Genomic DNA, 22,543 nt, shown 5'->3' with positions numbered 1-22,543 from the left:
CAGTTGCGGCGCCGGCGAAGCCAGCGGACGTCGCCGGCTGCATGCGGCTCTCAGAGCGCCTTCTGCGTGGCAACGTACTTCACACCCGGCACCCCTTCGAAATCCGCATCCTGCGTCCACAGCGTGGCCTCACACGCCCGGGCGGTCGCGAGCACGACGCTGTCAGCCATCGGCATTCCAAGCTGCACCGACAGCTGAGCCGCCGCCAGCGCCAACTCCCCGGACAGATCGACGACGCGCCCTTGGTGCATGAGCGCTACGGCCTGCAGGCCGTCTCCCTCACCGCGCTGCTGCAGCACGCGTGTGAACACCTCGTACAGACTGATGGTCGGCACGACCAGATCCGCGGTGGCTTCGATCGCCTTGGCGAAGAAACCCGCGTTCGGCCCGTCAGCGAGGTACTCGAGCCAGCCCGATGAATCGACGACATTCATACGCGGTCTCGTTCACGGGGAACGCTTGTGTCAATCCCCTTGAGGAATCCTCTCAACTGTCGAACAGGCCTGACGGGCACCAGCTCGATCCGATCTTGGTACACGATCGCATGGACCTTCTGGCCGGCCCGGAGCTTCAGGCGGGTACGGATGGTCTTGGGAATGACCACTTGGTATTTCGGCGAGATCGTGACGGTTTCCATCTATTGTTCCTATCGATCGCAATATCGTCGTACGATGAGTGTATCGATCGGATTGGCTCCTGGCAAGAGGGTGGCCGGATCGGAATGGCCCGGTTGGGACGGGCCATCCACTTACCCTGGACCAACATAGGCAACTCCGAAGAGCTGACGGTAAATCCAGCCGAGCATTCGGAGTTCTGTTCCGAGCATTGCGTCGTTGAGCCAACAGTGCTTGAACTTCTGCTGCTCTGCACCGGCTGGCACTCTCGCGAACTCCGTAGCAAAGTTGAATTGGCCCTGCGGGTCCGGCAGGCACCGAGACACGACCGACCAGCTCGTTGCGCGGCGGCGGGAAGAGAGCACTGACGCCGTGACTGGTTCCACCCGGCTCCACGAGCCACTCCTCCCCAAGCTGATGAAATCGTCGACTCACGTCCGAGCGCCTTTGGTCTGCTAGCGATCCGGTTCAGCGGCGGCGCGGAGCGCCGTCCGCTGCCACCGACTGTCAGCGAGCTTCATGCCTCCGGGTCGACGAGCGCGAGAATCCGGGCCGTCACTTCCTCCATGATGGGTCCGGAAACGGATCCCAGACGTGTCGCGCGCCGGGCTCGCCAGTCGAGGCTCTTGATCTGATCGCACAGAATCGCGCCTTTCGTCTCGAGGCCCGGGGGGAGTACCACCTCGAACGGGTAGCCTTTCACGCGGGACGTGATCGGGCAGACGAGCGCCAGTCCAACCTTCCGGTTGTACGATTCTGGCGATACCACGAGCGCGGGACGATGGCCGGCCTGCTCGCTGCCGGCCTGGGGATTGAATTCCAACCACACGATGTCGCCCCGGGCCGGAACGGCTGCGGCGCCCACTACCAGATCTCCCGACCGGCGGGAGCGCCGGTGTCAATCTCGCCGTGGAGGTTCTTCGCGGTGATCTTCCGGATCAAGTCCTCGAGTCGGTACTTCACGCGCCTCGCCGGCTTCACGACCAGTTCGCCGTTTCGGATCGACAGGTCCACCTCAGCGCCGGCTCCAACTCCGGCGTCTTCAGCGAGTCCTCTCGGAATCCTCAGCCCCAAGCTATTGCCCCACCTTTGGATCCTTGTCTGCACAACCGCCTCCCCGGATATACATTGAGTATACATCCGAGTTCTCCAGTCGTCCAGCTCACGGTCCGGTGTTCGTCTCGCTAACGGTCGCGCATCACGCGCGGCCGCGGTACTCGCCCGCCGGCGACCGACGCATTGCCCACGCGCATCGTGGTCAGACGGTTCCACAGGGCCCATATGGCGGCTTCGGAGTCCGCGGCAAGCAGGGTCCCGCCGATCAGGAAACCTCTTGATGTGAATGAGCTTGGATGGCCTGCCAAGCCGAAGCTCACCGAGGTAAGTGACGGACCGAAGGTGAGCGAAGGATGGCCTGCCAAGCCGAAGCTCACCGAGGTAAGTGGCGAGCCGAAGGTGAGCGAAGGATGGCGGGGTCGACGGGACTCGAACCCGCGACCTCCGGCGTGACAGGCCGGCGTTCTAACCAGCTGAACTACGACCCCGCATCGGGTAGGCGATTGACGCGGCCGTCAATCGGCATCCGCCATCGAACAGTCCGCGACGTCTGTCCACGTCACGATGACCGGCGGATGCGCCTGCACACGACCCTGGTGGGCGGTGCAGGGTTCGAACCTGCGACAGCCGGCGTGTAAAGCCGGTGCTCTACCACTGAGCTAACCGCCCGGCTGCCAGCAGAGCATCCGATTATAGCATCAGGTACGCTTTGAGCACGAGCAGAATCAGGGCGGCCGCGAGGCCGACGATCGCCCGATACTCCCGATTCCTCATCGCCCGCGCCAGACTGAATCGACGCGTGGCGTCAGTCGTCCGTCCCTGTCGGTACTCCACGTATTCGCGCCCGAACTTCGCGCGCAGGCTCGCTTCTTCGCTCCGGATGGCGGCGCCGAGCGTGCCACCCAGATAGACGATCGCCAGCGCCACAACCCACAGGCTGTAGGTCGCCACCGCGAAGCCGATGCCGATGATCGACGACCCGAGATAGAGCGGGTGCCCCGTCACGCGGTACGGCCCCGACTTGGTCACCTCGCGGCCTTTCTCGAGATGTCCCGCCGCCCATACGCGAATGACCTCGCCCACCACGGCGATCGGCCCGCCCACGGCGATGGATCCCCACGTTGGATGTGCCAGCCACAGGGCGACAGCCGACGCCACGAACCCGATCGGGACGCGGACACGGGCAAGGCGGGCGGCCAGGTCAGGCATGTTTGGCGACGAAGGCAAGGCGTCGGTCGATCGCTCCACGCACGTCCTCGAGGGTGATGTCGTCGATACAGGGCCGGTCGCGCCGGCACCGTCTTTGATAGTGACACACACACTCGTCGAAACGCGAGAGCGAGATGTCGCCCGGATCCCATGGCCCGTTCCGCTCGGCCATCGTCGGACCGAAGAGCGCGACGATTGGCGTGCCGACGGCAGCCGCGAGATGAAGTGGGCCGGTGTCGCCGGAGAGCATCAGGCGCGCGCCGCGTGCCAGCGCGAGGATTTCGGCGATGCCTGTCGGCGGCGACTGGGTGGCCGCCCCCTCCGAACAGGCGACGATGCGCGAGGCGAGCCGCTCTTCACCGGGTCCCCAGAGCACGAGCGAACGCAGGCCGTGCGCCTCGTGCAGCCAGACCGCGATCGCACCAAAGCGCTCAGCCGGCCAGCGCTTGTTCGGCCACGCGGCCCCGGGATTGAGAAGGGCGTACGCCACGGGCGGGACGCCCGCGGGGGCCTGCACGGGCGAGACGCCCGTGCCACTCAGATCACCCACGACGAGCGGAAATCGGCGGGGCGCGTCCGTGATCCCAAACGCGTGAAGCGCGGACAGGTTCTTGTCCACGACGTGAACCGCGCCTCCCGGATCGACCGTCTCGGAGTAGAGGACGCCGGCGGCCCGCTCACGCAGGTGCGACCGGCCGAAGCCGATCACGCGGCGGGCGCCCGACAGGCGCGCCAACAGGGCGGACTTGATCAGTCCCTGGAGATCGACCGCGGCGTCGTAGCGCTCCCGCCGCAGCGCCGCGATCGTCGTCAGCCAGTCGCGCACGGTCGGCGCGCCACCGCGTCCACCTTCGTACCGTCCCAGGATCACGCGCCGGCTGATGGCCGGCACGAGGCCGAGGATGGTTGCGTACCGCGCATCGACCAGCCAGTCGATCTGCGCATCGGGGTGGCGATCGCGCAGTGCCGCCGCCACGGGCAGCGCGTGCACGATGTCGCCAAGCGAGCCGAGGCGGACGAGGAGAATCTTCACGGCTTCGGGCCCCGGGCTCCCGGCTCCTGGCTCAGGCTGTCGTTGTGGACGTCCATCACGGCGCGGCCCGACGGATCCACCATCGCCTGGAATGCGGCGTCCCATGCCAGCGCCGTCGCCGTGCTGCAGGCCACGCTCCGCTCGTGCGGCACGCAGTTCACCGCGCTGGCCGAGGGGAAGTGCAGCTCGAAAATCTGCCGATAGAGGTACGCTTCCTTCGTCTCCGGCGTCTTGGTCGGAAACCGCTCGTTCACGCCCCGCATCATGCCGTCGGTGACCTCACCCTCGGCCGTGGCCTTCAGCGAGTTGATCCACGAGTAGCCGACCCCGTCGGAGAACTGCTCCTTCTGCCGCCACAGCACCTCGTGCGGCACGTAGCCCTCGAACGCCTTGCGCAGGGGATACTTCTCGATGGGCCGCGGGTGCGGCGCGTTGCGCGGAATCTTCACGTCCGGGTCGAGACTCATCGCCACGTCGAGGAACTCGCGGTCGAGATACGGCACGCGCGCCTCGACACCCCACGCGCAGCTCGCCTTGTTCGCCCGCAGGCAGTCGTAGAGATGCAGCTTCTGGATCTTGCGCACCGTCTCGTCGTGCAACTCGTGGCCGTTCGGCGCCTTGTGAAAGTAGAGGTAGCCCCCGAACACCTCGTCGGCCCCCTCGCCCGACAGGATCATCTTGATGCCCATCGCGCGGATCTTCCGCATCATGAGATACATCGGCGTGGCCGCCCGGATCGTCGTGATGTCGAACGTCTCGAGGTGGTAGATGACGTCCGACAACGCGTCGAGGCCCTCCTGCACGGTGAACTGGATCTCGTGGTGCACCGCGCCGATGTGCTCGGCGACGGTGCGGGCGGGGGCCAGGTCGGGCGCGCCCTCGAGGCCAACCGCGAACGAGTGCAGGCGGGGCCACCACGCCAACGCCTTGTCGTCCTCCTCGATCCGCCGCTGGCTGAACCGCGCCGCGATCGCCGCGATGATCGACGAATCGACGCCGCCCGAGATGAGCACGCCGTACGGCACATCGCACATCAACTGCCGGTGGACCGAGGCTTCCAGCGCCTCGCGGAGTATCACCGGGTCGTACGGCGTCGTCGGATACACGCCCGGCTCGGCCCACGCCGGCTCGTAGTAGCGCTGGAATCCCTTCTCGGCTTCGTGGCCGAGATAGTAGTGCCCGGGAGGGAACTCCTGGATCCGCTCGCAGTGTCCCACGAGGGCCTTCATCTCGGACGCGGCGTAGAAATTCTCCCGCCGATCCCACCCGACGTAGAGCGGCACGACGCCGATCGGGTCGCGCGCAATCAGGAACGTCCTGCGCTTGGGATCGTGGATGACGAACGCGAAGATCCCGTTCATCCGGTTCAGGAACTCCTTCGGCGGCAGTTCGTCGTAGAGGTAGAGGATGACCTCGCAGTCCGACAGCGTCTGGAAATCGTGGGGGCGCCGCAGGCCCCGCTGCAGGGCCTTGTGATTGTAGATTTCCCCGTTCACCGAGAGCACCGTGCCTTCGAGGCGATCGATCAGCGGTTGTGCCCCGTGTTCGACGTCCACGATCGACAGCCGCTCGTGGGCCAGCACGGCGTGCTCGTCACTGTAGATGCCGCTCCAGTCCGGGCCGCGATGGCGGAGCTTCTTGGCCATGACCAGCGCCTGACGGCGCAATTCGGCTGGATTGGAGCGCGTCCCGTCGATGTTGAGAATCGTCAGGATGCCGCACATGAGAGCCTCCTCCTCGCGGGCCCGACGGCCCGCCACCGATCAATCGCCGCGCCTGACCCGCTCGAGCAGCCCGGTCGTCGAGTGGTGCTTCGAATCGCCGACGATCGCGATGCGCCCGCCGTACGCGCGCACGGTGTCGCGCTCCGGCACGGTGTCCACGGTGTAGTCGGTCCCCTTGCAGTGGACATCGGGGCGGAAACGCTCGAGCAGCCGCGCGACGGTCGGGTCGGGGAAGATCACCACGTAGTCCACGCCGCGCAGCGCCGCCACGAGTTCGGCGCGCGCCCCGGCCGCGAGCACCGGACGCCCTGGCCCCTTCAGCCGCCGGACGGCCGCATCGTCGTTCACCGCCACGATCAGCCGGTCGGCCTCGGCCGCGGCACCGGCCAGGTACCGGACGTGCCCGACGTGCAGCACGTCGAAGCAGCCGTTGGCGAACGCAAGCGTGCGCCCGGCCGCGCGGTCGGCGGCGACAAGGGTGTCGAGCTCCGATTCGCTGACGATGAGGCTCATGCCGAAAGGTCGGAGATGACGGCCTGCCGCAGCTCGTCGGCCGAGACGGTGGCCGTGCCGCGTTTCATCACGACGATCCCGCCCGCGTAGTTCGCCAGGCGCGCCGCTTCATCGAACGATGCCCCCGTCGCGAGCGCCAGCGCCATCGTCGCCATCACGGTGTCGCCGGCGCCGGTGACATCGGCGATCTCGTCGCTCCCGAAGATCGGGATGTGGACGGTCGGCGCCTTCGGCTCGAACAGCGCCATCCCGCGGCTGCCGCGGGTGATCAACACCGCCTGCATGCGCTGTCGCCGGAGCATCGCGCGGCCTGCGCGCTCGAGTGTGTCCGGATCGTCGTTGATGCGCACACCGAGCAGTTGCTCCACTTCCGGCTCGTTCGGCGTGCACGCGCTCAGGCCCCGGTAGGCGCCGAGGTTGTAGCGCGAATCGACGAGCACGGGCACGTGCCGACGACGGGCGGACCGCTTCAGCCTCGTGTCGATCGCCTCGGCCAGGGCCGGCGTCACGAGTCCGTATCCGTAGTCGGACAGCAGCACCGCGTCCGCGTCGTCGATGGCGTCGAGCACCTTCGCGGTGAACGCGCGCACCACGTCCGCCGACGGCGACCCGGACGGCTCGCGGTCGATCCGCACGATCTGCTGCTTGGCCGAGTGAATCCCACCGGCGAGGACGCGGGTCTTCGTGGGAGTCCGGTACCCGGGCGAGCGCATCACGCCGGTCTGGCGCACACCGCCCGGAAAGGCCTTCCGCAGCGCGCGCCCTGCCTCGTCGTTCCCCAGCAGCCCGAACAGATCCACTCGGCCGCCGAGCGCGGCCACGTTGTTCGCCGCGTTGCCTCCCCCGCCCGGCACGATTCGCGTGGCATCGTACCGGAGGATGAGCACTGGCGCTTCGCGCGACACGCGCGAGATCTGCCCCGTCAGGAATTCGTCGGCAACGATGTCACCGACGACCGCGACGCGGCGGCGGCCGAAACCGTCGACGAGCGTGAGCAGGCGCGTCTGACGCTCGCGCTCGCCGGACAGCGATTGAACGGGGCGGGCGGTCTTCATAGGAGCCAGGAGCCAGAATACGGAATTGAGAATCAGGTTTCGGTATCGGTCGGCTGACTCAGGATCCAGGCTGCGGCAGCCATCAGGTTGTCGGCGACGTGATCGGCCGGAGCGGAATCCTGCGGACGGGCTTCCTCGTCCGAGCCGTAGCCGGTTCGCACGAGGACGGTGCGCGTTCCGGCCGCACGGCCGAGTTCGACGTCCAGCCAGCGATCGCCGACCACGAACGAATGCGCGAGATCGATGTCCAGGTCGCGGGCCGCTCGATGGATCAGCCCGGGTTTCGGCTTGCGACATTCGCACGGCCGCGTGAACTCGGGCACGAGCCCGTCCGGATGATGCGGACAGTAATAGTACGCGTCGATCCGCGCGCGGCCGCCGCGCAGTCGCCCATCGATGAACGCGTGGGTCTCCTTGACGAACGCGTCCTCGAAGTAGCCCCGGGCCACGCCGGCCTGGTTCGTGACGACGACCACGAGGAACCCTGACTCGTTCAGCACCCGAATCGCGTCCACGGTCCAGGGAAAGAACGCCACGCGATCGAGGCGGTTCAGATATCCCACCTCCTCGATCACGGTGCCGTCACGGTCGAGGAAGACTGCGGGTCTCATAGGCTCTCGGCTCTCGGCTGCGGGCGGGCCACCACCGGCCGCTACCGCCGGATCTGGCGGCCGACGGCGTCGGCGACGTGGTCCGGGTCGACTCCGGTCATGCAGCGGTGGTCGATCGGGCATTCGCGCAGCATGCACGGGCGGCACCACACCGCACAAGAGAGTATCTCATGCGGCGGAACCGCGGGGGCCGCGGCCGGAAGCGGCGCGGTCCCACGCTCGTCGGTCGACCCGAAGATGGCGGTCACCGGCACACCGACGGCCGCAGCCAGGTGCATCGCCCCGGAGTCGTTCGAGACGAACGCGCGACACCGCGACATGACCGCGACGAGGAGCGGAAGATCGGTCTGGCCGATCAGATCGACGATACCCCGACCCGCGAGACGGAGAGAGTGTCCCGGCCCCGCGATGTCCTCGCCCGCCTGGCGGTCGCCTCGACTGCCGACGAGCACGGACCGGGCCCCGTAGCGTTCGAACAGGCGCGCCACGAGGCGCGCGTAGCGATCCGGCGGCCACTGCTTGGCGCGTCCGTACGCGGCACCCGGAGCCATCCCGACCATGACCGTCCCCTGCTCGATACCATGGCGCGCGAGAAGTTCATCGGCGCGCTGGCCGGCATCGGCCGGCACCTTCACGCGCGCCGTGTCGGACGAGGCCGCGATGCCCAGCGCCGAGATCAGCGCCCGGTAGTAGTCGGCCTGGTGCAACGGTCCCTGAGGGCGCGCCATGGGCCGAGTCAGGAGCCGCCCCCGGAGGTCGCCCGAGAACCCCCATCGCTCCGCGATGCCGGCGCGCCGTGCGATCCATGCGCTGCGAAAGGAATTCGGCAGCAGAATCGCCACATCCGCCCGCGCCGCCGCGAGGGCCCGCGCATCGCTCGCCCAACCCGCCGCCCCGCGCCAGCCGCCGCCGGCGTCGAGCGTCACGACGTCGTCCACGCCCGGGACCATTCGAAACATGCCGGCGATGGAGGCGCGCGCCGCCACGACCAATCGATCCTCCGGGTACTCACCTCTGATCGCACAGAGCGCCGGCAGCGCCATGACGGCGTCGCCCAGCCAGTTCGGCGAGAGGACGACGATGCGGGCAGGCATCAGTCGGGGACCTTGTCGTCGACGTCGTTCTCGCGTCGGGCGGCGGGGAACATCCCCTTCACGTGCATCGCCGCGTTCTCGGGCTCGCGCCACCGGCGATGCATCCACAGCCACTGCTCCGGATACCTGCGGACGTACATCTCGAGCACGTCGGTGCAGCGCTGCGTGAATTCACGGATGGCGTCCGGCGAGTCGGGCTTCGGCAATTCCACCGCATGCTCGTAGATCATCCGATACCGGCCAGCGGCGACCGGAATCGCGAACACCGGGATCACGGGCGCACCGGTCCGAAGGGCGAGCGCGGCCAGCGCGGTGGTCGTCGAGGCCGGGCGATTGAAGAAATCGACATGCGTCGCGTCGGGACCGTGCACGTGCTGGTCGATCAGAATCGCCACGCCCTGCCCCGACTCGAGCGCCCGCAAGGTCCGACGAATGCCGCCGCGCCGGTAGATCACCCAGTTGCCCGTCGCCTGCCGGACACGCTCGAGCAGGCCGTTCAGGAACGGATTGTCGAGCGGGCGTGCCATCAGGCCGATCGGCGCGAGGTGCAGGGCGTGGACGAGGCCGTTGACCTCCCAGCATCCGAAGTGGCCGGTCAGGAAGAACACGCCATGGCCGGCCGCGTAGGCCTGGCGCGCGCGGTCCGCGCCTTCGAACTCCACCCGATCGAGCATCTCCTCTGGCGGCAGCGCCCCGAACTTGAGCAGCTCGAAGAGCATGCTGCCGAAATGGCGAAAGACGGCGCGGGCAATCGCCCGGCGCTCGACGAGCGTCCGCGTCGGAAACGCGCGGGCGAGATTCGCGAGCGCCACGCGACGGTGCGTCACGTCGAAGGCATGGAACAGCGTGCCGACGCCCCGGCCCATGGCGGTGACAACGGGCCACGGCAGCCACCGGATGACAAAGGCCACGAAGGCCACGAGCAGGTATTCGAGACGATGACGCAATGACCTTCCTCACCTGGCCACAGAGGCACAAAGACGGACAGGGGTAGAGAGACGACACGGCCCGGTGGCTCAGTGGCCCACGTGCCCGCGCAGCCAGGCCGAGAATTCGGCAGCCGGCTCGACGCTCACCTCGAGCGGGACCCACGCGACGGGCACCGGCAGCGGGCAGAGCGGCAGCAGCCGCATCAGATCCTTCTCGGTTGTCATCACGATCGCCGCGCCCGCCTGGCTCATGGCGCCGGCGATCCGCCGAACGTCGGTCGCGGTGAACGCGTGGTGGTCCGCAAATGCCATCGTGTCGGCGACCACCCATCGCTCTGCCGCAAGTGCCGCGAAGAACCGCTCCGGTCGTGCAAGGCCGGCGACCCCCAACACCCGGGTGCCAGGCCCGGGCGATCCGTCCATTCCTGCGGGGGGCTCCACGAACTGCGGGATCCCAAGCCTGCGCGTCAGCCGGAAGACGTGCGCCGCGCTCAGTGTCCGACCGACCGACATGGCGGCCGCTTCGTCCGCATCCGAGACAATCACGGCGTCCGCGGCTCTGGCCGCGTCGAGCGGCTCGCGCAGGCGCCCCGACGGGAGCGTGACGGGGTGGCTGATGTCGTCCGGCGAGATCAGCACCAGGTCGACATCCCGTTCCAGCTGAAAGTGCTGGAACCCGTCGTCCAACACATGGACCGTGCAGCCGAATCGCCGTTCGGCGAGACACCCTGCCAGGAAGCGATCAGCCGAGACGAACACCGGCACGCCCGGCAGTTGCCTGGCGAGCATCAGCGGCTCGTCGCCGGCGCGATCGACGCCGGCGAGCTCCCGCTGGCCGTCGCTCACCACCGTGACGCCGTCCGACGGTGTCCGGCGGGCATACCCGCGCGTGAGGATCGACGGCCGCTCGCCAAGTGCCAGCAGCAGGTGCGCCACGAAGGCGGCCACCGGCGTCTTGCCGCTGCCCCCCGCGCTGATGTTGCCGACGCTGATGACCGGCCGAGCGAGCCGCCGGCGCGCCTCGGCGTGCCGCGCGTACCACCGTCGCCGCGCGCGTGCGGCCCCTGCGTAGATCGTACTCGCCAGGTTCACGTCATCCTCAGTGGCCCATCCTACTTCACGAGCCGGAAGGAACGCACCGTCGGCCCTTCGCCCGGCGGCAGCAGTTCCGCGATGACCGACAGCGTCCGTTCACGCGCCCCGTGGCTGGCGTCGATGATCGCCCGTGCCGCGCCACCCATCCGCGCGCGCCGCGACTCGTCGTCCAGCAGGTCGCGGAAGACCGATCCCAGTTCCCGCTCGTCTCCCACCTGGACAGCGGCGTCCGCCTCGAGAAACGTCGCCGCGATTTCCTTGAAGTTCTGCATGTGCGGACCGAAAAGGATCGGCCGCCCGTAGACCGCCGGCTCGAGGATGTTGTGGCCACCCGTGGACACGAGGCTGCCGCCGACGAACACGAGCGTCGCCAGCCGGTACAAGTGGGCGAGTTCGCCGATCGTGTCGAGCACGACCACGTCCGCCGCGGGTTCTTCGTCGATCGTCAGCATCGTCCGGCGCGCGGTCCGGAACCCCTCTTCCCGCGCGAGCCGTTCGACCTCGTCGAACCGCTCGGTGTGGCGCGGTGCCACGATGAGCAGGGCCCGTGGCACGCTGGCGCGCGCGCGCTCGAACGCCCGGAGCACCAGGATCTCCTCACCCCGCATCGTCGAGCCTGCCACGATGACCGGCCGTCCCTCGGACACGCGGAAGAACCGCAGCACGCGATGCCCGCCGCGCTCTTGCCCGGCGGTCGCGGGCGCCTGCAGCGCGTCGAACTTGAGATTGCCGGTCACGGTCACGCGTGCCGGGTCGGCGCCGAGGTCGATCAACCGCTCCGCCGATTCGCTCGACTGCATGCAGAACCGATCGACGTCCGCCAGGACCCGACGGAAGAACGGGCGGACCCAGCGGTAGCGCGGGTACGACCGCGCCGAGATCCGTCCGTTCGCGACGACCGTGCGCACCCCCGCGCGACAGCAGGCGCGAAGCAGGCTCGGCCAGATCTCGGTTTCCATCATCACGAACAGCCGGGGCCGGACGAGCCGCAGCGTGCGCTGAACGATGAAGCTGAAGTCGATCGGGAAGTAGAAGAGCGCGTCGGCGTCCTTGATCTCGCGTGCGGCCACCTGCTGGCCGGCAATCGTCGTCGTGGAGACGAACAGCCGCATGCGCGGGTAGCGCTTGCGCAGTTCGCCGACCAGCGCCCGCGCCGTGAGCGCCTCGCCAACCGACACGGCGTGGATCCAGATCGATTCTTCACCGTCCACGTTGAACGACACCGGAAGGTAGCCCAGCCGCTGGCGCAGGTTCGTGATGTACTTCCGGTACCGCACCGCCTGATACAGGAAGTACGGCCCGAGCAGCAGGAGGGCGACGACGCTGACGCACGTGTAGAGGAAATACATCTGGCCGGGTTTCAACGGGCTGGCTGATTCGAGTGGCTCTGGTGCGATCAGCCCCAGAAACACCGCAGTATATCGTGCGGTTTGGACGGCCCGCAAGCCGGTCGATCGGGTACAATAAGGCGGTTTCGGGCAGACAGCATGCGCTGCGCTGCGGTCGTTTCTCCTGCTGGAGGGCAATCGATGGCCATCAAGGTCGGGATCAACGGTTTCGGCCGCATCGGGCGGAACATCATGCGGGCCGCGCTCGGCCACCACGACATCGACTTCGTGGCGGTCAACGACATCACCAGCGCCGAGACGCTCGCGCACCTGCTGAAGTACGACTCCGTGCTCGGCAACCTGCAGTCGAAGGTCGAAGCCAAGACGGGCGCGATCAGCGTGGACGGGGACGAGTTCAAGGTTCTCTCGATCAAGGACCCGGCCGAGCTGCCGTGGAAGGACCTCGGCGTCGACATCGTCTTCGAATCGACCGGCAAGTTCACCAAGCGCGACGATGCGGCCAAGCATCTCGCCGCCGGGGCGAAGAAGGTCATCGTCACGGCGCCAGCGAAGGGCCCGGACGTGACGCTCGTGCTCGGTGTGAACGACGAGAAGTACGACCCCGCGAAACACCACATCATTTCGAATGCGTCCTGCACGACCAACTGCCTGGGGCCGGTCGCGAAGGTGCTGCACGAGCAGTTCGGAATCGTGAAGGGCTGGATGACGACCATCCATTCCTACACGAACGATCAGAACCTCCTCGACCTGCCGCACAAGGACCTGCGGCGCGCGCGCGCCGCCGCGCTGTCCATGATTCCGACGACGACCGGGGCGGCCTCGGCGCTGGGCGAGGTGATTCCGTCACTGAAGGGCAAGCTGGACGGGTTCGCGATGCGCGTGCCGACGCCGAACGTGTCGGTGGTGGACCTCGTCGTCATCATCTCGAAGAAGTCCACGGCCGAAGAGATCAACGCGGCGTTCAAGGCTGCGGCCGACGGGCCGCTGAAGGGGATCCTCGAGTACGTCACAGCGCCACTCGTCTCGATCGACTTCCGCGGCAATTCTCACTCCTCGATGCTCGACTCGGCGTACACCAAGGTGATGGACGGCGACTTCGTCAAGGTCCTCTCCTGGTACGACAACGAGTGGGGTTACTCCTGCCGTTGCATCGACCTGCTGCGGCTGATCGAGAAGAAGGGGCTGTAGGGGCAAGGAGGTTTCCCGTGGCGAAGCTCTCCATCGCGGATCTCTCGCTTGCCGGCAAGCGCGTGTTCATGCGCGTGGACTTCAACGTCCCGATCAAGAACGGCCGCATCACGGATGACACGCGCATCCAGGCGTCGCTGCCGACGATCCGGTACGCGCTCGATCACGGCGCCGTCGTCATCCTCGCCTCGCACCTGGGACGCCCCAAGGGCAAGGTGAACCTCGACTTCACGCTGAAGCCCGTCGCGACGCGGCTCTCGGAACTGCTCGATCGGCCGGTGGAGTTCGCCGACGACTGCATCGGCCCGGTCGCGCAGGCCGCCGTGGACCGCGCGGCGCATCAGAGCCACGTCGTCCTGCTCGAGAACCTGCGGTTCCACCCCGAGGAGGAGAAGAACGACGCCGCATTCGCGAAGCAGCTTGCCGCTCCCGCGAATGCGTACGTGAACGATGCGTTCGGCTCGAGTCACCGGGCGCACGCCTCGGTGGAGGCCATCACGAAGGTGCTGCCGCAGGCGGCGGCAGGCCTGCTGATGGAGAAGGAGGTCCAGTACCTGGGCCATGCGCTCGGATCGCCCGACCGGCCGTTCATCGCGATTCTCGGCGGCGCGAAGGTGTCCGACAAGATCGAGGTCATCGAGAACCTCCTCGGCCGCGTGAACGCGCTCGCCATCGGCGGCGCGATGGCCTACACCTTCCTGAAGGCCCGGCAGTTGCCGGTCGGTAAGTCTCTGGTCGAGGACGACAAGCTCGAGGCCGCCCGTCGCATTACCGGGCATGCCGCCGAGCGGCAGGTCCGCCTGCTCCTCCCGTCCGATCACGTCGTGGTCGAGAAACTCGAAGCGGGCGCAGCGCACGCCACGCTGAACGTGGACGATCCGGCGATCGGCGACCGGATGGGCGTGGATATCGGGCCGAAGACAATCGCGGCCTACACGCAGCTCGTCTCGATGGCGCGCACCGTGATCTGGAACGGCCCGATGGGCGTGTTCGAGATGCCGCCGTTCGACGAGGGCACCAACGCGGTGGCCAGGGCGGTCGCCGACGTGAAGGGAACGACGATTGTGGGCGGCGGCGATTCGGTGTCTGCCGTGACCAGGGCGGGCGTGGCCGGCCGCATCACCCACATCTCGACCGGCGGCGGCGCCTCGCTCGAGTTCCTCGGCGGGAGGACGCTGCCTGGCGTCGAGGCGCTCGCAGAAAAGTAGCCGGACAGCACACTGCAGGTGCTGGAGGTGCCACGGGTGCTGCAGGTGCTGAAGGTCCAGTGCTGCAGGTGCCACAAGTGCTGTTGGTGCTGAGGGTGCGGGTGCTGGACGTGCTAGCACCCGCAGCACCGCACCTTCGGCACCCCCACCCCCAGCACCTGTGGCACGATTGGCACTGCACGTGAAGCAGCTCTGGCACCTTCAGCACCCCTAGCACCTGAGGTTTTCATGCGCATCCCGTTCGTCGCCGCCAACTGGAAGATGTTCAAGTCGATCCGGGAGGCCTCGGCCTACGGATACGACTTTCACCTGCTCGTCGCCGGGATTGACGACGTCGAGATCGTTCTCGCGCCACCGTTCACGGCCATCCATGCGGCGGCCGAGGCCGTGAAGGGCACGCGCATCGGCATCGCCGGTCAGAACGTCTACTGGGAGGCAGAAGGCGCCTTCACCGGCGAGGTGAGCGTTGGCATGCTGAAGGAGGCCGGTGCGCGCTACGTGATCGTCGGGCACTCCGAGCGGCGCACGAAGTTCGGCGAGACCGACGAGCAGGTCAACAGGAAGACGAAGGCTGCGCTCGCGGGTGGCCTCACGCCCATCGTCTGCATCGGCGAGACGCTCGACGAGCGCGAACAGGGGAAGACGCTCGCGGTCCTCGATCGGCACGTGAAGCGCGGGCTCGACGGCCTGTCGGCCGAACAGGTGGCGTCGCTGGCCGTGGCGTACGAGCCGGTGTGGGCCATCGGAACGGGACGCAACGCGACGTCGGCGCAGGCGCAGGAAGCGCACGCGCACATCCGTCTGCGGCTGCGGGAGTGGTTCGGCGCGGAAGCCGCGGACGCCTGTCGCGTGATCTACGGTGGGAGCGTGAAGCCGGCGAACACCCGCGAACTGGTCAGCCAGGCGGACGTGGACGGGGCACTGGTCGGCGGCGCCAGTCTCGATCCGCGCGCATTCAGCGAAATCGTGGCGGCGAGCCGGCCCGGCAGGATATAATATGTGGTTTGCGAGCATGGTGCGGGGCCATGCTGCGACCGATGCATCTCGGCAATACCGAGCCGTTGCGGTGACGTACTGACATCGCATCCGCGAACGAGGCCATTCCGATCGTGGTCGATCGGGCCGGCCGGTTGGGATCAGCAGCCGTGGTTTTCCAATACGCTATCAGCATCCTCTACGTCCTCGTCTGTCTCGTGCTCCTGATGGTGATCCTGCTCCAGCAGGGACGCGGCGGTGACATCGCCAGCGCCTTCGGCGGGGCCGGCAGCCAGACGGCGTTTGGTGCCCGGGCTGGCGCGACGCTGCTCACCCGGATCACCACGGTGGCCGCGGTGTTGTTCATCGTCGGGTCGATTGTTCTGGGCATCGCCTGGCAGCGCGGTGGGTCGTCGTCGGTCCTGACGGGCAAGTCGCTCCCGGTGAGCGCGCCCGCGACGCCAGCGAAGAAGTAGAGACCGGGCTCTCGGCTCCAGGCTTCGCGCTCGGGCCGGGAGAAGGACGCAGATCGGCGGTTGTCGAGCGGCCCGCAGGTCTGATACGATTTCGGTTCTCGCGTTCGTCCCTCATTTGCGGAAGTGGCGGAACTGGCAGACGCACCAGCTTGAGGGGCTGGCGCCCGCAAGGGCGTGGGGGTTCGAATCCCCCCTTCCGCACCAGCCTTCGCTCACCGTCGGCTTGCCGCTCACCTCGGTGAGCTTCGGCTGGGCAAGCCAGCAAGACATGCGAAGGCTGTCCCGCCAAAGCAACGCGAGGCACGACGGCCTCCCGAAGCGTTGCGGCGGCGGACCTCAATTCCCACCCACTTCGCGCCGGCCACGCTCATGGCAGGCCACGAACCTGCGAGTCGAAGGGCGCACCTCCGTCCCAGCAAGGTTCGTCCGGGCAAGCCACCCAGCTATGCGAAGGCTGTCCCGCCGAAGCGCGAAGGCGCGAAGGCGGACCTCCAAGCCAGGTACACGCGTAGGCGTACCGCCGAGCCAGTTCGGCTCGCCCCTACTTCACGCCGAGGTACTTCCTGATATGCCGCGCGAGATGCTCGTCGATCTCCGCGTGTCTGGGGATCGGTTGCTTCTGTCCGGTGAGGGGGTTGACGTACGCGTCGTGCCGACCGCCGTGCCGGAGCAGAACGCAACCGGCCTCGGTGAGTTGCCGGATCAGCTCCGCGCGCTTCACACAGCGATCTCTTTTGTCAGGTGATCGGCCGGCACGTCCTCGAGGATGAGCACGCGATAGGCGTCCTTGATGTTCTCCTCGAGCTCCTCAACCGTTTCTCCCTGCGTCATGACGTCAGGGAATTCGAGCAGCTTGCCAAGCCACATCTGCTCGCCCTTCCAGTAGACCATCGTCAGCCGCTGCGGCATGGCCACGTCCTTTCTGCCCGATACCGTCCCTATTCTAGATCCGCACCGCCGAAGGCTCAAACTGCATCAGTGCCCCGAAGGGCGGGGCTCCTCGCAATAGAGCGAGGAACCCGCTCAACTCGCCGAGGAAGCGATGGTTGCAGAAGCCCCATTTCACGGCCCGCTCACGTGGCCGTCCACTCCGGCAGTCGTCTTCTCTCAGGCGCAAGGCAAGCTGTAGCCGTTCGCATAGGTTGCCTGAGCACCCCTACCCGCAGTGGCCGCTTTTCAGACGTTCGGGTGTGGCCGCATTTGACCGTTCGCTGACAGCGAAGGTTAGCCCCGCGCTGAAACTGGAGCCAAACCATTTATTTGTAATGGCTTACAAATTCCACGTCTATTCATTCATGTCTAGACGCTCACGTCCTGGTGCGCCTGGAGGGAAGAAGTTGGGGATGGAGCAGGCTGCAGGTGGGAACGGTGCAGGCGGACGCACATGAGGGCCGACGGGCGCAGGTGGGGCCGTCGTCAGCAGCGAATGTCGAATGTCCAACTTCAGTTGCCGAACCACTCTACCATCCGCTCCCGCAGTCGATGGAACGCAGGGTCTTCGCATCGGGCAAGACTGAGCCTCTTCGCCAGGGCTTGGTAGCTCGCAGACGACCTTGACACCTGTGCCCGTCGGAAGACGGCCTCCAGCGCTTCCTTCGGGCGCACCGGCTTGCCCGAGGAGGTGAACGAGAACGATTCGGCACCGAGCCAATCGCGAATCCCTTCTGGAAACTTCCAGCGCACAACCGACTTCAGATGGGCCTCAGCGCCCCACATCCACACATCGACCTCGGGCTCGATGATGATCGTTTTTGCGTCTCGACCCCAATCTTGCGAGAGGGTTGCGTCAAGGCCGGCTTCGAGATCGGAACGTCGTTCAGTCGCACCGCTTCCCTCGTAATCGAACATCAGCACGGCGTGACTGAACTGGTGCCGCTCGACGTGCAAAATCTGAGCACCCCGCCGACGCACGCCACCATCATGACCCGGGTCCACGATGACCTTGAAGTCGATCGCCCGAATGCCCAACGCTTGCGGCCTCGACAGCACACCGAGCACCACGTACTCAGTGTTCTTGTCCGGCACGAGCACAACAAGGTCACGCATAGCGAGTTGCCGTCAGCTCAGGATTCCAGCGGCAAACAGCACACCGAGATCCGGCTGTCCTTGCTTCCAGTCCCGCAGGGCGGGATGCTCGTCGCCAGAAACGATGTCTGTTGCACCGGATGCGTCCTTGGCAAAGCACAGCAGGTTTCGCGGTTCCACCATGTTCAGGGCGACGGCGCTGTGAGTCGCCAACAACACCTGCCCGGTGTAGATGGAGGACAGAGACTGGATAACGGTTTCAATGGCTCGCGGATGGATGCCGTTTTCCGGTTCTTCAATCAAGAAAGTGCCAGTGAGGTCAGGAAGGTATGCCGGAATTGTGAGAGCAAGCAGACGAAGTGTCCCATCAGACACCAACCACGAAGGCACTTTCGCCCCATTGGCGTATGAGAGAACGAGATAACGGTGCCGATCTTCGGGGCGCTCGACGGTGTCGATGTCGAGGACATCTGGCAGTGCGGTCTTCACGTGACCTAGCCACTGTTGAAAACGCAGCCTGTGGCTCCGTAGGCCGTCCACAACCCACGGGAGATTCGAGCCATCTGGAACGAATCGACGGCCCGCACCGGGCGCACTGGGTTGTCGAATGGCCTGTCCGTTGAGCGCGAATGTCTGGACACCCGTGTCCAGCAGATCGCGAAACCACGAGCTGACCGGAAAACTATCGACGTCGGCCGGTACGTGGGCAAGCGCCGACTTGGTCCGGCCGAGCTTGAACGAGGGCATGTACGACTTGCGCCCCTCTGGGTAGTAGTTGTCGTTGCCACCAGGCTTCTTCGTGATTGCAGCCCGCCTTGAAGGGCCGGAGGTGACCGACAGACTCGGGCGAAGTCCTGGCGGCTTCGGAAACTCCAGCCTCGGTTGGGTCAACCGACTGCCATCTGGCGGTTCTATCAGCCACAGTGTCTCGTGTTCGAGCCCGACCTCATTTGACTGATCGAGGGCGACCTCAATCTCGTACCGCACTCGCGAGAACCGCCTCTTGGCCTCCGCCATCGATTGTCGAACCGCCTCTGGCACCTCGGCCTCGACCGCCAACTGGAAGCTGTTTCCCAGACCCATCCACACGAGCTTCTGGAAGGTGAAACTCCGGTCAAGAACGGTCTTCCTGACGTCGCCGCGGTTGCGGACCAAGTCGCTCAGAAACGCAATGACGTCGAGGAACGTCGTCTTTCCGCTCCCGTTCGGCCCAACAAGCGCGCGGAATGGCCCCAAGCTCTGATCTACGCCCTGGAGGCTTCGGAATCGCCGGGCTTCAATGCGGGTAAACATGGTTTCGATGCCGCGGACAGCGCGTCAATAATGGGCTCTCTTGCCGCACGCGCTGGCTGGCCAGTCGTTCAGCCAGTGAGAGCGTGCATCCCCGAGAAGGGCGCAATTCCCGTCGGCAAGCACCCGACAAACGCCATGCTCGGGAAACACAGAGCAAACCCAAGCGACACGCGGATTATAGCCCGACCCGCCCGCGCGTCGACGCACGGTGACGCCGGCGTGATCCCGAGGATCTCAGCGACCTGGGTGTGGGCTTGGAGCCGAGCCGCGGGCCGAGATGGACAGGAACGCCGCGCTGAAGCGTGTGCGAATGTGTGCGAAACAAGTCGTTGCGGGCGCTCGCTCGGGATCACGTGTGGGCAGACACAGCCGGCGGCAGGCCGCCGCGGAAGAGCCGATCGTTCAGCGTCACGCCGAACGCCGGGAGTTCCTCCCACAGGACAGGCAGCAAGTGGACCGACCGCTTCCGCCCCGTCAACCTGTCGCGGAACTTCTTGCTGGCGGTGAGCGTCGATGAACCCGTCGCCAGGATCTTCAACTTCGGAAAGACGTCGGTGCCGAGACTATCGCCGCAGGACACTTCGCCGTGCATACAGCCCCTGTCAGACGGTCACTCGGAGTGGCCCTGCTCGGCCTCGCAATGGGCGCCGCCTCCGCACCTGCGCGGTCGCAGTCCCGCTCCCTGCCCGATTCGCCTGGAACCTGGAAGCCCGGGAAGCCGTTCTCGGCCATCGCCGGCGCACGCACGGAGCAGGTCGCGCGCGTGGAGGAGGCCAACCTCGAGAGGGAGATCAGCCCGACGGGCGGTGCGGGCAAGGGGCTCATCGAAGCACGGCACGCCGCGACCGCACGGGTCTGCCGCGAACCTCGTGCGTTGCACCGATCACCCGGCGCCCCTGGACGACCTCCCCACCTGAGCTGCACGGAACTACTTGACGGCGCCTCTCCGCCCTTCATAGAGTGGATTCTTCCACCCGTACAGTTCAACTCCGCGTCCAGCGGACCGTTTTGGGGAGATATCCGATGAAGAAGGTGACGATCTCCTGTCTCGTTGCTGCGGCGCTCGCAGTGGCCGCCTTTCAGCTCGATATCGGTACCAAACCGGTGCTGGCGGCAGCACCGACCTTCACAGTGATTCCGATCAGCGCGTCGAGCGCTGCGCCGATTCCGACGGTCGGGACCGGCGGCGACGCCACGCAAGATCCTGAGGTGGACCTCAGCACGCTCGGAGGCGACGTGGACGGCGGCGCCGGCGATGGCTTCGCCGGGATCAATCGCACGATCGCGGCCGCCGGGGGAACCGGACCGCGCGCGACGGGCCGAACGCGGGCCAAGTCCAACCCGAAACTCGTCGCGAGCTTCGAGGGGCTGAACTTCAACAACCAGCGATTCGCGAACCACGGCAACCAGTTCTCGGTCGAGCCGCCGGACCAGGGGCTCTGCGCGGGCAACGGGTTCGTGCTGGAGTCGGCGAATGACGTCCTCCGCGTGCACGACGCGAACGGTGGCGCGCTGACCGGCGTGGTCGATCTGAACTCGTTCTACGGGTACGCGCCCGCGATAAACCGTCAGGTGTCGCCGCTGCAATTCGGCCCCTCGGTGACCGACCCGAGCTGCTATTTCGACACGGACACCCAGCGCTGGTTCCACGTCGTCCTCACGCTCGACCGCGCGAGGCCGACCACGCAGGCGCTGTCGGGAGCGAACCACCTGGACATCGCGGTGAGCACAACCTCCGACCCGACCGGGTCGTGGGTGGTCTACAGGCTCCAGGTGCAGAACGACGGGACGCAGGGAACGCCGGACCATCACTGCATCGTCGGCGGGCCCACGAGCACCGTCCATGGGCCATGTCTCGGTGACTACCCGCACATCGGCGCGGATGCCAACGGGTTCTACATCACCACGAACGAATTCGATCTCGCCGGTCCGTTCTTCCACGGCGCCCAAATCTACGCGCTCTCGAAGCATCAGCTCGCCGCCAACGCGCCGGCAGTCAACGCGGTGCTCTTCGACACCACGAACCCGGCACTCGGCGTTCAGCTCGATGGCACGCCGGGATTCACGGTCTGGCCGGCCCAGTCGCCGACGGCGGCCGATTTCCAGTCCGACACCGAGTTCTTCCTCAGCTCCGAAGCGGTCTTCCAGGACACCGGCGTCGACTCGCGCCTGCGCGTCTGGTCGATCACGAACACGTCGTCGCTCGACACGGCCACGCCGGCGCCGGTCCTGAGCGCGCGCGTCGCGGCGGTGACACCGTACGCCGTGCCGGGCAGTTCGACGCAGAAGGCCGGGTCGATCCCGCTGGCGCAGTGCATTGGCGATCCGGCGTGCGCTCCCCTGGTCGGCGTCGCCCCCACCGCGACCCAGACCAACGTCGAGTCGCGGATCCCGAGCAACGATTCGCGGATGCAGCAAGTCTTCCTGGCCAACGGCAAGCTGTGGGGGGCGCTCGACACCGGGCTTCTGATCAACGGCACCGACCAGCAGGCCGGGATCGCGTACTTCGTCCTCAATCCCAATTCTCTGCATGTGTTCGCGCAGGGCTACGTGGGTTTCGAGAACAACAACGCGATCTATCCGGCGGTGGCGGTCAATTCCAGCGGCCGCGGCGTGATGGCGTTCACGCTCGTCGGCTCGGACCACTACCCGAGCGCCGGCTACGTGAGCCTCGACGCCAAAATCGGCGCCGGCGACCTGCACGTCGCCGCGGAGGGGGCAGGCCCGCAAGACGGCTTCTCGGGCTACGCGCCGCTCTCGCAGAACAGCCGAACGCGCATCCGCCCGCGCTGGGGCGATTACGGCGCGGCAGTCGCGGACGGCGACAACTTCTGGATTGCAAGCGAGTACATCGCGCAGACCTGCACGTACACGGACTACAAGGCTGCCCCGTTCGGCACCTGCGGAGGTACGCGGGCGAGCCTGGGCAACTGGTCCACGCGGGTGACGAAGCTCATACAGTAAGGCGCGTACAACCCAGCGTGGCCGCCAAGCGGTCTGGAGCTCGTGGTCGGCACGAGAACCTGTCGAGCGGCGCGAGACGGTCCGTTGACACCGACGACGTGGAGGACATAATAAGCGGGACAATGGGAGACA

At 66.7% G+C, this 22,543-nt stretch carries 23 protein-coding genes and 3 tRNA genes; 6 read left to right on the top strand and 20 right to left on the bottom strand.

What is annotated here, in order from left to right; genetic code table 11:
* Window positions 1-50 precede the first annotated feature (50 nt).
* From VGK32_20770 to VGK32_20700, 15 genes are all read right to left on the bottom strand, one after another.
* Window positions 51-434: a type II toxin-antitoxin system VapC family toxin gene (locus VGK32_20770; protein ID HEY3384198.1), complete on the bottom strand. Its 384-nt coding sequence runs from the start codon at window positions 432-434 to the stop codon at window positions 51-53.
* Window positions 435-1,131: 697 nt separating this feature from the next.
* Window positions 1,132-1,479, bottom strand: a complete 348-nt coding sequence (mazF, locus tag VGK32_20765; GenBank protein ID HEY3384197.1) for an endoribonuclease MazF — start codon at window positions 1,477-1,479, stop codon at window positions 1,132-1,134.
* The gene (locus tag VGK32_20760; protein ID HEY3384196.1) at window positions 1,479-1,754 is read right to left on the bottom strand and encodes an AbrB/MazE/SpoVT family DNA-binding domain-containing protein; all 276 of its coding nucleotides are present in this window, start codon (window positions 1,752-1,754) and stop codon (window positions 1,479-1,481) included. The genes mazF and VGK32_20760 overlap by 1 nt, the downstream gene beginning before the upstream one ends.
* A 327-nt stretch (window positions 1,755-2,081) precedes the next feature.
* Window positions 2,082-2,158, bottom strand: a tRNA-Asp gene (locus VGK32_20755).
* Window positions 2,159-2,264: 106 nt separating this feature from the next.
* Window positions 2,265-2,339, bottom strand: a tRNA-Val gene (locus VGK32_20750).
* A gap of 21 nt (window positions 2,340-2,360) precedes the next feature.
* Window positions 2,361-2,879 (bottom strand): isoprenylcysteine carboxylmethyltransferase family protein, encoded by a 519-nt coding sequence (locus VGK32_20745; GenBank protein HEY3384195.1) that lies wholly within the window; start codon window positions 2,877-2,879, stop codon window positions 2,361-2,363.
* Complete coding sequence (locus tag VGK32_20740) at window positions 2,872-3,912, bottom strand: glycosyltransferase family 9 protein (GenBank protein ID HEY3384194.1); 1,041 nt, start codon at window positions 3,910-3,912, stop codon at window positions 2,872-2,874. The genes VGK32_20745 and VGK32_20740 overlap by 8 nt, the downstream gene beginning before the upstream one ends.
* The gene (gene asnB / locus VGK32_20735) at window positions 3,909-5,636 is read right to left on the bottom strand and encodes an asparagine synthase B (GenBank protein ID HEY3384193.1); all 1,728 of its coding nucleotides are present in this window, start codon (window positions 5,634-5,636) and stop codon (window positions 3,909-3,911) included. The genes VGK32_20740 and asnB overlap by 4 nt, the downstream gene beginning before the upstream one ends.
* A 39-nt stretch (window positions 5,637-5,675) precedes the next feature.
* A complete protein-coding gene (locus tag VGK32_20730) occupies window positions 5,676-6,149 on the bottom strand; it encodes an adenylyltransferase/cytidyltransferase family protein (GenBank protein ID HEY3384192.1) in 474 nt (157 codons plus the stop codon).
* Complete coding sequence (locus VGK32_20725) at window positions 6,146-7,204, bottom strand: PfkB family carbohydrate kinase (GenBank protein HEY3384191.1); 1,059 nt, start codon at window positions 7,202-7,204, stop codon at window positions 6,146-6,148. The genes VGK32_20730 and VGK32_20725 overlap by 4 nt, the downstream gene beginning before the upstream one ends.
* A gap of 32 nt (window positions 7,205-7,236) precedes the next feature.
* Window positions 7,237-7,815 carry an HAD family hydrolase gene (locus tag VGK32_20720; protein ID HEY3384190.1) on the bottom strand — a complete coding sequence of 193 codons (579 nt, stop codon included), beginning with the start codon at window positions 7,813-7,815 and terminating at the stop codon, window positions 7,237-7,239.
* 41 nt (window positions 7,816-7,856) lie between these two features.
* Window positions 7,857-8,909, bottom strand: a complete 1,053-nt coding sequence (waaF, locus tag VGK32_20715; GenBank protein HEY3384189.1) for a lipopolysaccharide heptosyltransferase II — start codon at window positions 8,907-8,909, stop codon at window positions 7,857-7,859.
* Complete coding sequence (locus tag VGK32_20710; GenBank protein ID HEY3384188.1) at window positions 8,909-9,856, bottom strand: lysophospholipid acyltransferase family protein; 948 nt, start codon at window positions 9,854-9,856, stop codon at window positions 8,909-8,911. Before VGK32_20710 ends, waaF begins: the two co-directional genes overlap by 1 nt.
* Window positions 9,857-9,925: 69 nt before the next feature.
* Window positions 9,926-10,930 (bottom strand): tetraacyldisaccharide 4'-kinase, encoded by a 1,005-nt coding sequence (lpxK, locus tag VGK32_20705; protein HEY3384187.1) that lies wholly within the window; start codon window positions 10,928-10,930, stop codon window positions 9,926-9,928.
* A 20-nt stretch (window positions 10,931-10,950) separates the two neighbouring features.
* A complete protein-coding gene (locus tag VGK32_20700) occupies window positions 10,951-12,345 on the bottom strand; it encodes a 3-deoxy-D-manno-octulosonic acid transferase (GenBank protein HEY3384186.1) in 1,395 nt (464 codons plus the stop codon).
* 117 nt (window positions 12,346-12,462) lie between these two features.
* Here VGK32_20700 and gap point away from each other — a divergent pair, with 117 nt between their 5' ends.
* The 5 genes from gap (at window position 12,463) to VGK32_20675 (ending at window position 16,333) form a co-directional block, all read left to right on the top strand.
* Window positions 12,463-13,470, top strand: coding sequence for a type I glyceraldehyde-3-phosphate dehydrogenase (gap, locus tag VGK32_20695; protein ID HEY3384185.1), 1,008 nt, complete (start codon window positions 12,463-12,465; stop codon window positions 13,468-13,470).
* 17 nt (window positions 13,471-13,487) lie between these two features.
* Entirely contained in the window at window positions 13,488-14,678 is a 1,191-nt protein-coding gene (locus tag VGK32_20690) for a phosphoglycerate kinase (protein HEY3384184.1), read from the top strand.
* A 228-nt stretch (window positions 14,679-14,906) separates the two neighbouring features.
* Complete coding sequence (gene tpiA, locus VGK32_20685; GenBank protein ID HEY3384183.1) at window positions 14,907-15,674, top strand: triose-phosphate isomerase; 768 nt, start codon at window positions 14,907-14,909, stop codon at window positions 15,672-15,674.
* Between the two features lie 149 nt (window positions 15,675-15,823).
* Window positions 15,824-16,129: a preprotein translocase subunit SecG gene (gene secG / locus VGK32_20680; GenBank protein HEY3384182.1), complete on the top strand. Its 306-nt coding sequence runs from the start codon at window positions 15,824-15,826 to the stop codon at window positions 16,127-16,129.
* A gap of 117 nt (window positions 16,130-16,246) precedes the next feature.
* Window positions 16,247-16,333 (top strand) — tRNA-Leu (locus VGK32_20675).
* A gap of 337 nt (window positions 16,334-16,670) precedes the next feature.
* Here VGK32_20675 and VGK32_20670 read toward each other — a convergent pair.
* From VGK32_20670 to VGK32_20650, 5 genes are all read right to left on the bottom strand, one after another.
* Window positions 16,671-16,850: a type II toxin-antitoxin system HicA family toxin gene (locus VGK32_20670; GenBank protein HEY3384181.1), complete on the bottom strand. Its 180-nt coding sequence runs from the start codon at window positions 16,848-16,850 to the stop codon at window positions 16,671-16,673.
* Window positions 16,847-17,038, bottom strand: a complete 192-nt coding sequence (locus tag VGK32_20665) for a type II toxin-antitoxin system HicB family antitoxin (protein ID HEY3384180.1) — start codon at window positions 17,036-17,038, stop codon at window positions 16,847-16,849. The genes VGK32_20670 and VGK32_20665 overlap by 4 nt, the downstream gene beginning before the upstream one ends.
* A gap of 534 nt (window positions 17,039-17,572) precedes the next feature.
* Complete coding sequence (locus VGK32_20660) at window positions 17,573-18,154, bottom strand: hypothetical protein (GenBank protein HEY3384179.1); 582 nt, start codon at window positions 18,152-18,154, stop codon at window positions 17,573-17,575.
* Window positions 18,155-18,187: 33 nt separating this feature from the next.
* The gene (locus tag VGK32_20655; protein HEY3384178.1) at window positions 18,188-19,447 is read right to left on the bottom strand and encodes an AAA family ATPase; all 1,260 of its coding nucleotides are present in this window, start codon (window positions 19,445-19,447) and stop codon (window positions 18,188-18,190) included.
* 349 nt (window positions 19,448-19,796) lie between these two features.
* Window positions 19,797-20,039: a hypothetical protein gene (locus VGK32_20650; GenBank protein ID HEY3384177.1), complete on the bottom strand. Its 243-nt coding sequence runs from the start codon at window positions 20,037-20,039 to the stop codon at window positions 19,797-19,799.
* 431 nt (window positions 20,040-20,470) lie between these two features.
* On the opposite strand from VGK32_20650, the gene VGK32_20645 reads away from it, so the two are divergent.
* Window positions 20,471-22,411 (top strand): hypothetical protein, encoded by a 1,941-nt coding sequence (locus VGK32_20645; GenBank protein ID HEY3384176.1) that lies wholly within the window; start codon window positions 20,471-20,473, stop codon window positions 22,409-22,411.
* Window positions 22,412-22,543: the final 132 nt, after the last annotated feature.

Source organism: Vicinamibacterales bacterium (genome assembly GCA_036504215.1).
Classification (GTDB): Bacteria; Acidobacteriota; Vicinamibacteria; order Vicinamibacterales; family Fen-181; genus FEN-299.
The sequence above is the reverse complement of the archived record's forward strand: the minus strand, read 5'-3'. Positions and strand labels throughout refer to the sequence as shown.

Coding starts and splice junctions, on each gene's coding strand:
- VGK32_20770 (HEY3384198.1), bottom strand. CDS start 434: ATGAATGTCGTCGATTCATCGGGCTGGCTCGAGTACCTCGCTGACGGG.
- VGK32_20760 (HEY3384196.1), bottom strand. CDS start 1,754: ATGTATACTCAATGTATATCCGGGGAGGCGGTTGTGCAGACAAGGATC.
- VGK32_20745 (HEY3384195.1), bottom strand. CDS start 2,879: ATGCCTGACCTGGCCGCCCGCCTTGCCCGTGTCCGCGTCCCGATCGGG.
- asnB (HEY3384193.1), bottom strand. CDS start 5,636: ATGTGCGGCATCCTGACGATTCTCAACATCGACGGGACGCGCTCCAAT.
- VGK32_20730 (HEY3384192.1), bottom strand. CDS start 6,149: ATGAGCCTCATCGTCAGCGAATCGGAGCTCGACACCCTTGTCGCCGCC.
- VGK32_20725 (HEY3384191.1), bottom strand. CDS start 7,204: ATGAAGACCGCCCGCCCCGTTCAATCGCTGTCCGGCGAGCGCGAGCGT.
- VGK32_20720 (HEY3384190.1), bottom strand. CDS start 7,815: ATGAGACCCGCAGTCTTCCTCGACCGTGACGGCACCGTGATCGAGGAG.
- waaF (HEY3384189.1), bottom strand. CDS start 8,909: ATGCCTGCCCGCATCGTCGTCCTCTCGCCGAACTGGCTGGGCGACGCC.
- gap (HEY3384185.1), top strand. CDS start 12,463: ATGGCCATCAAGGTCGGGATCAACGGTTTCGGCCGCATCGGGCGGAAC.
- tpiA (HEY3384183.1), top strand. CDS start 14,907: ATGCGCATCCCGTTCGTCGCCGCCAACTGGAAGATGTTCAAGTCGATC.
- VGK32_20665 (HEY3384180.1), bottom strand. CDS start 17,038: ATGCCGCAGCGGCTGACGATGGTCTACTGGAAGGGCGAGCAGATGTGG.
- VGK32_20655 (HEY3384178.1), bottom strand. CDS start 19,447: ATGTTTACCCGCATTGAAGCCCGGCGATTCCGAAGCCTCCAGGGCGTA.
- VGK32_20650 (HEY3384177.1), bottom strand. CDS start 20,039: ATGCACGGCGAAGTGTCCTGCGGCGATAGTCTCGGCACCGACGTCTTT.
- VGK32_20645 (HEY3384176.1), top strand. CDS start 20,471: ATGAAGAAGGTGACGATCTCCTGTCTCGTTGCTGCGGCGCTCGCAGTG.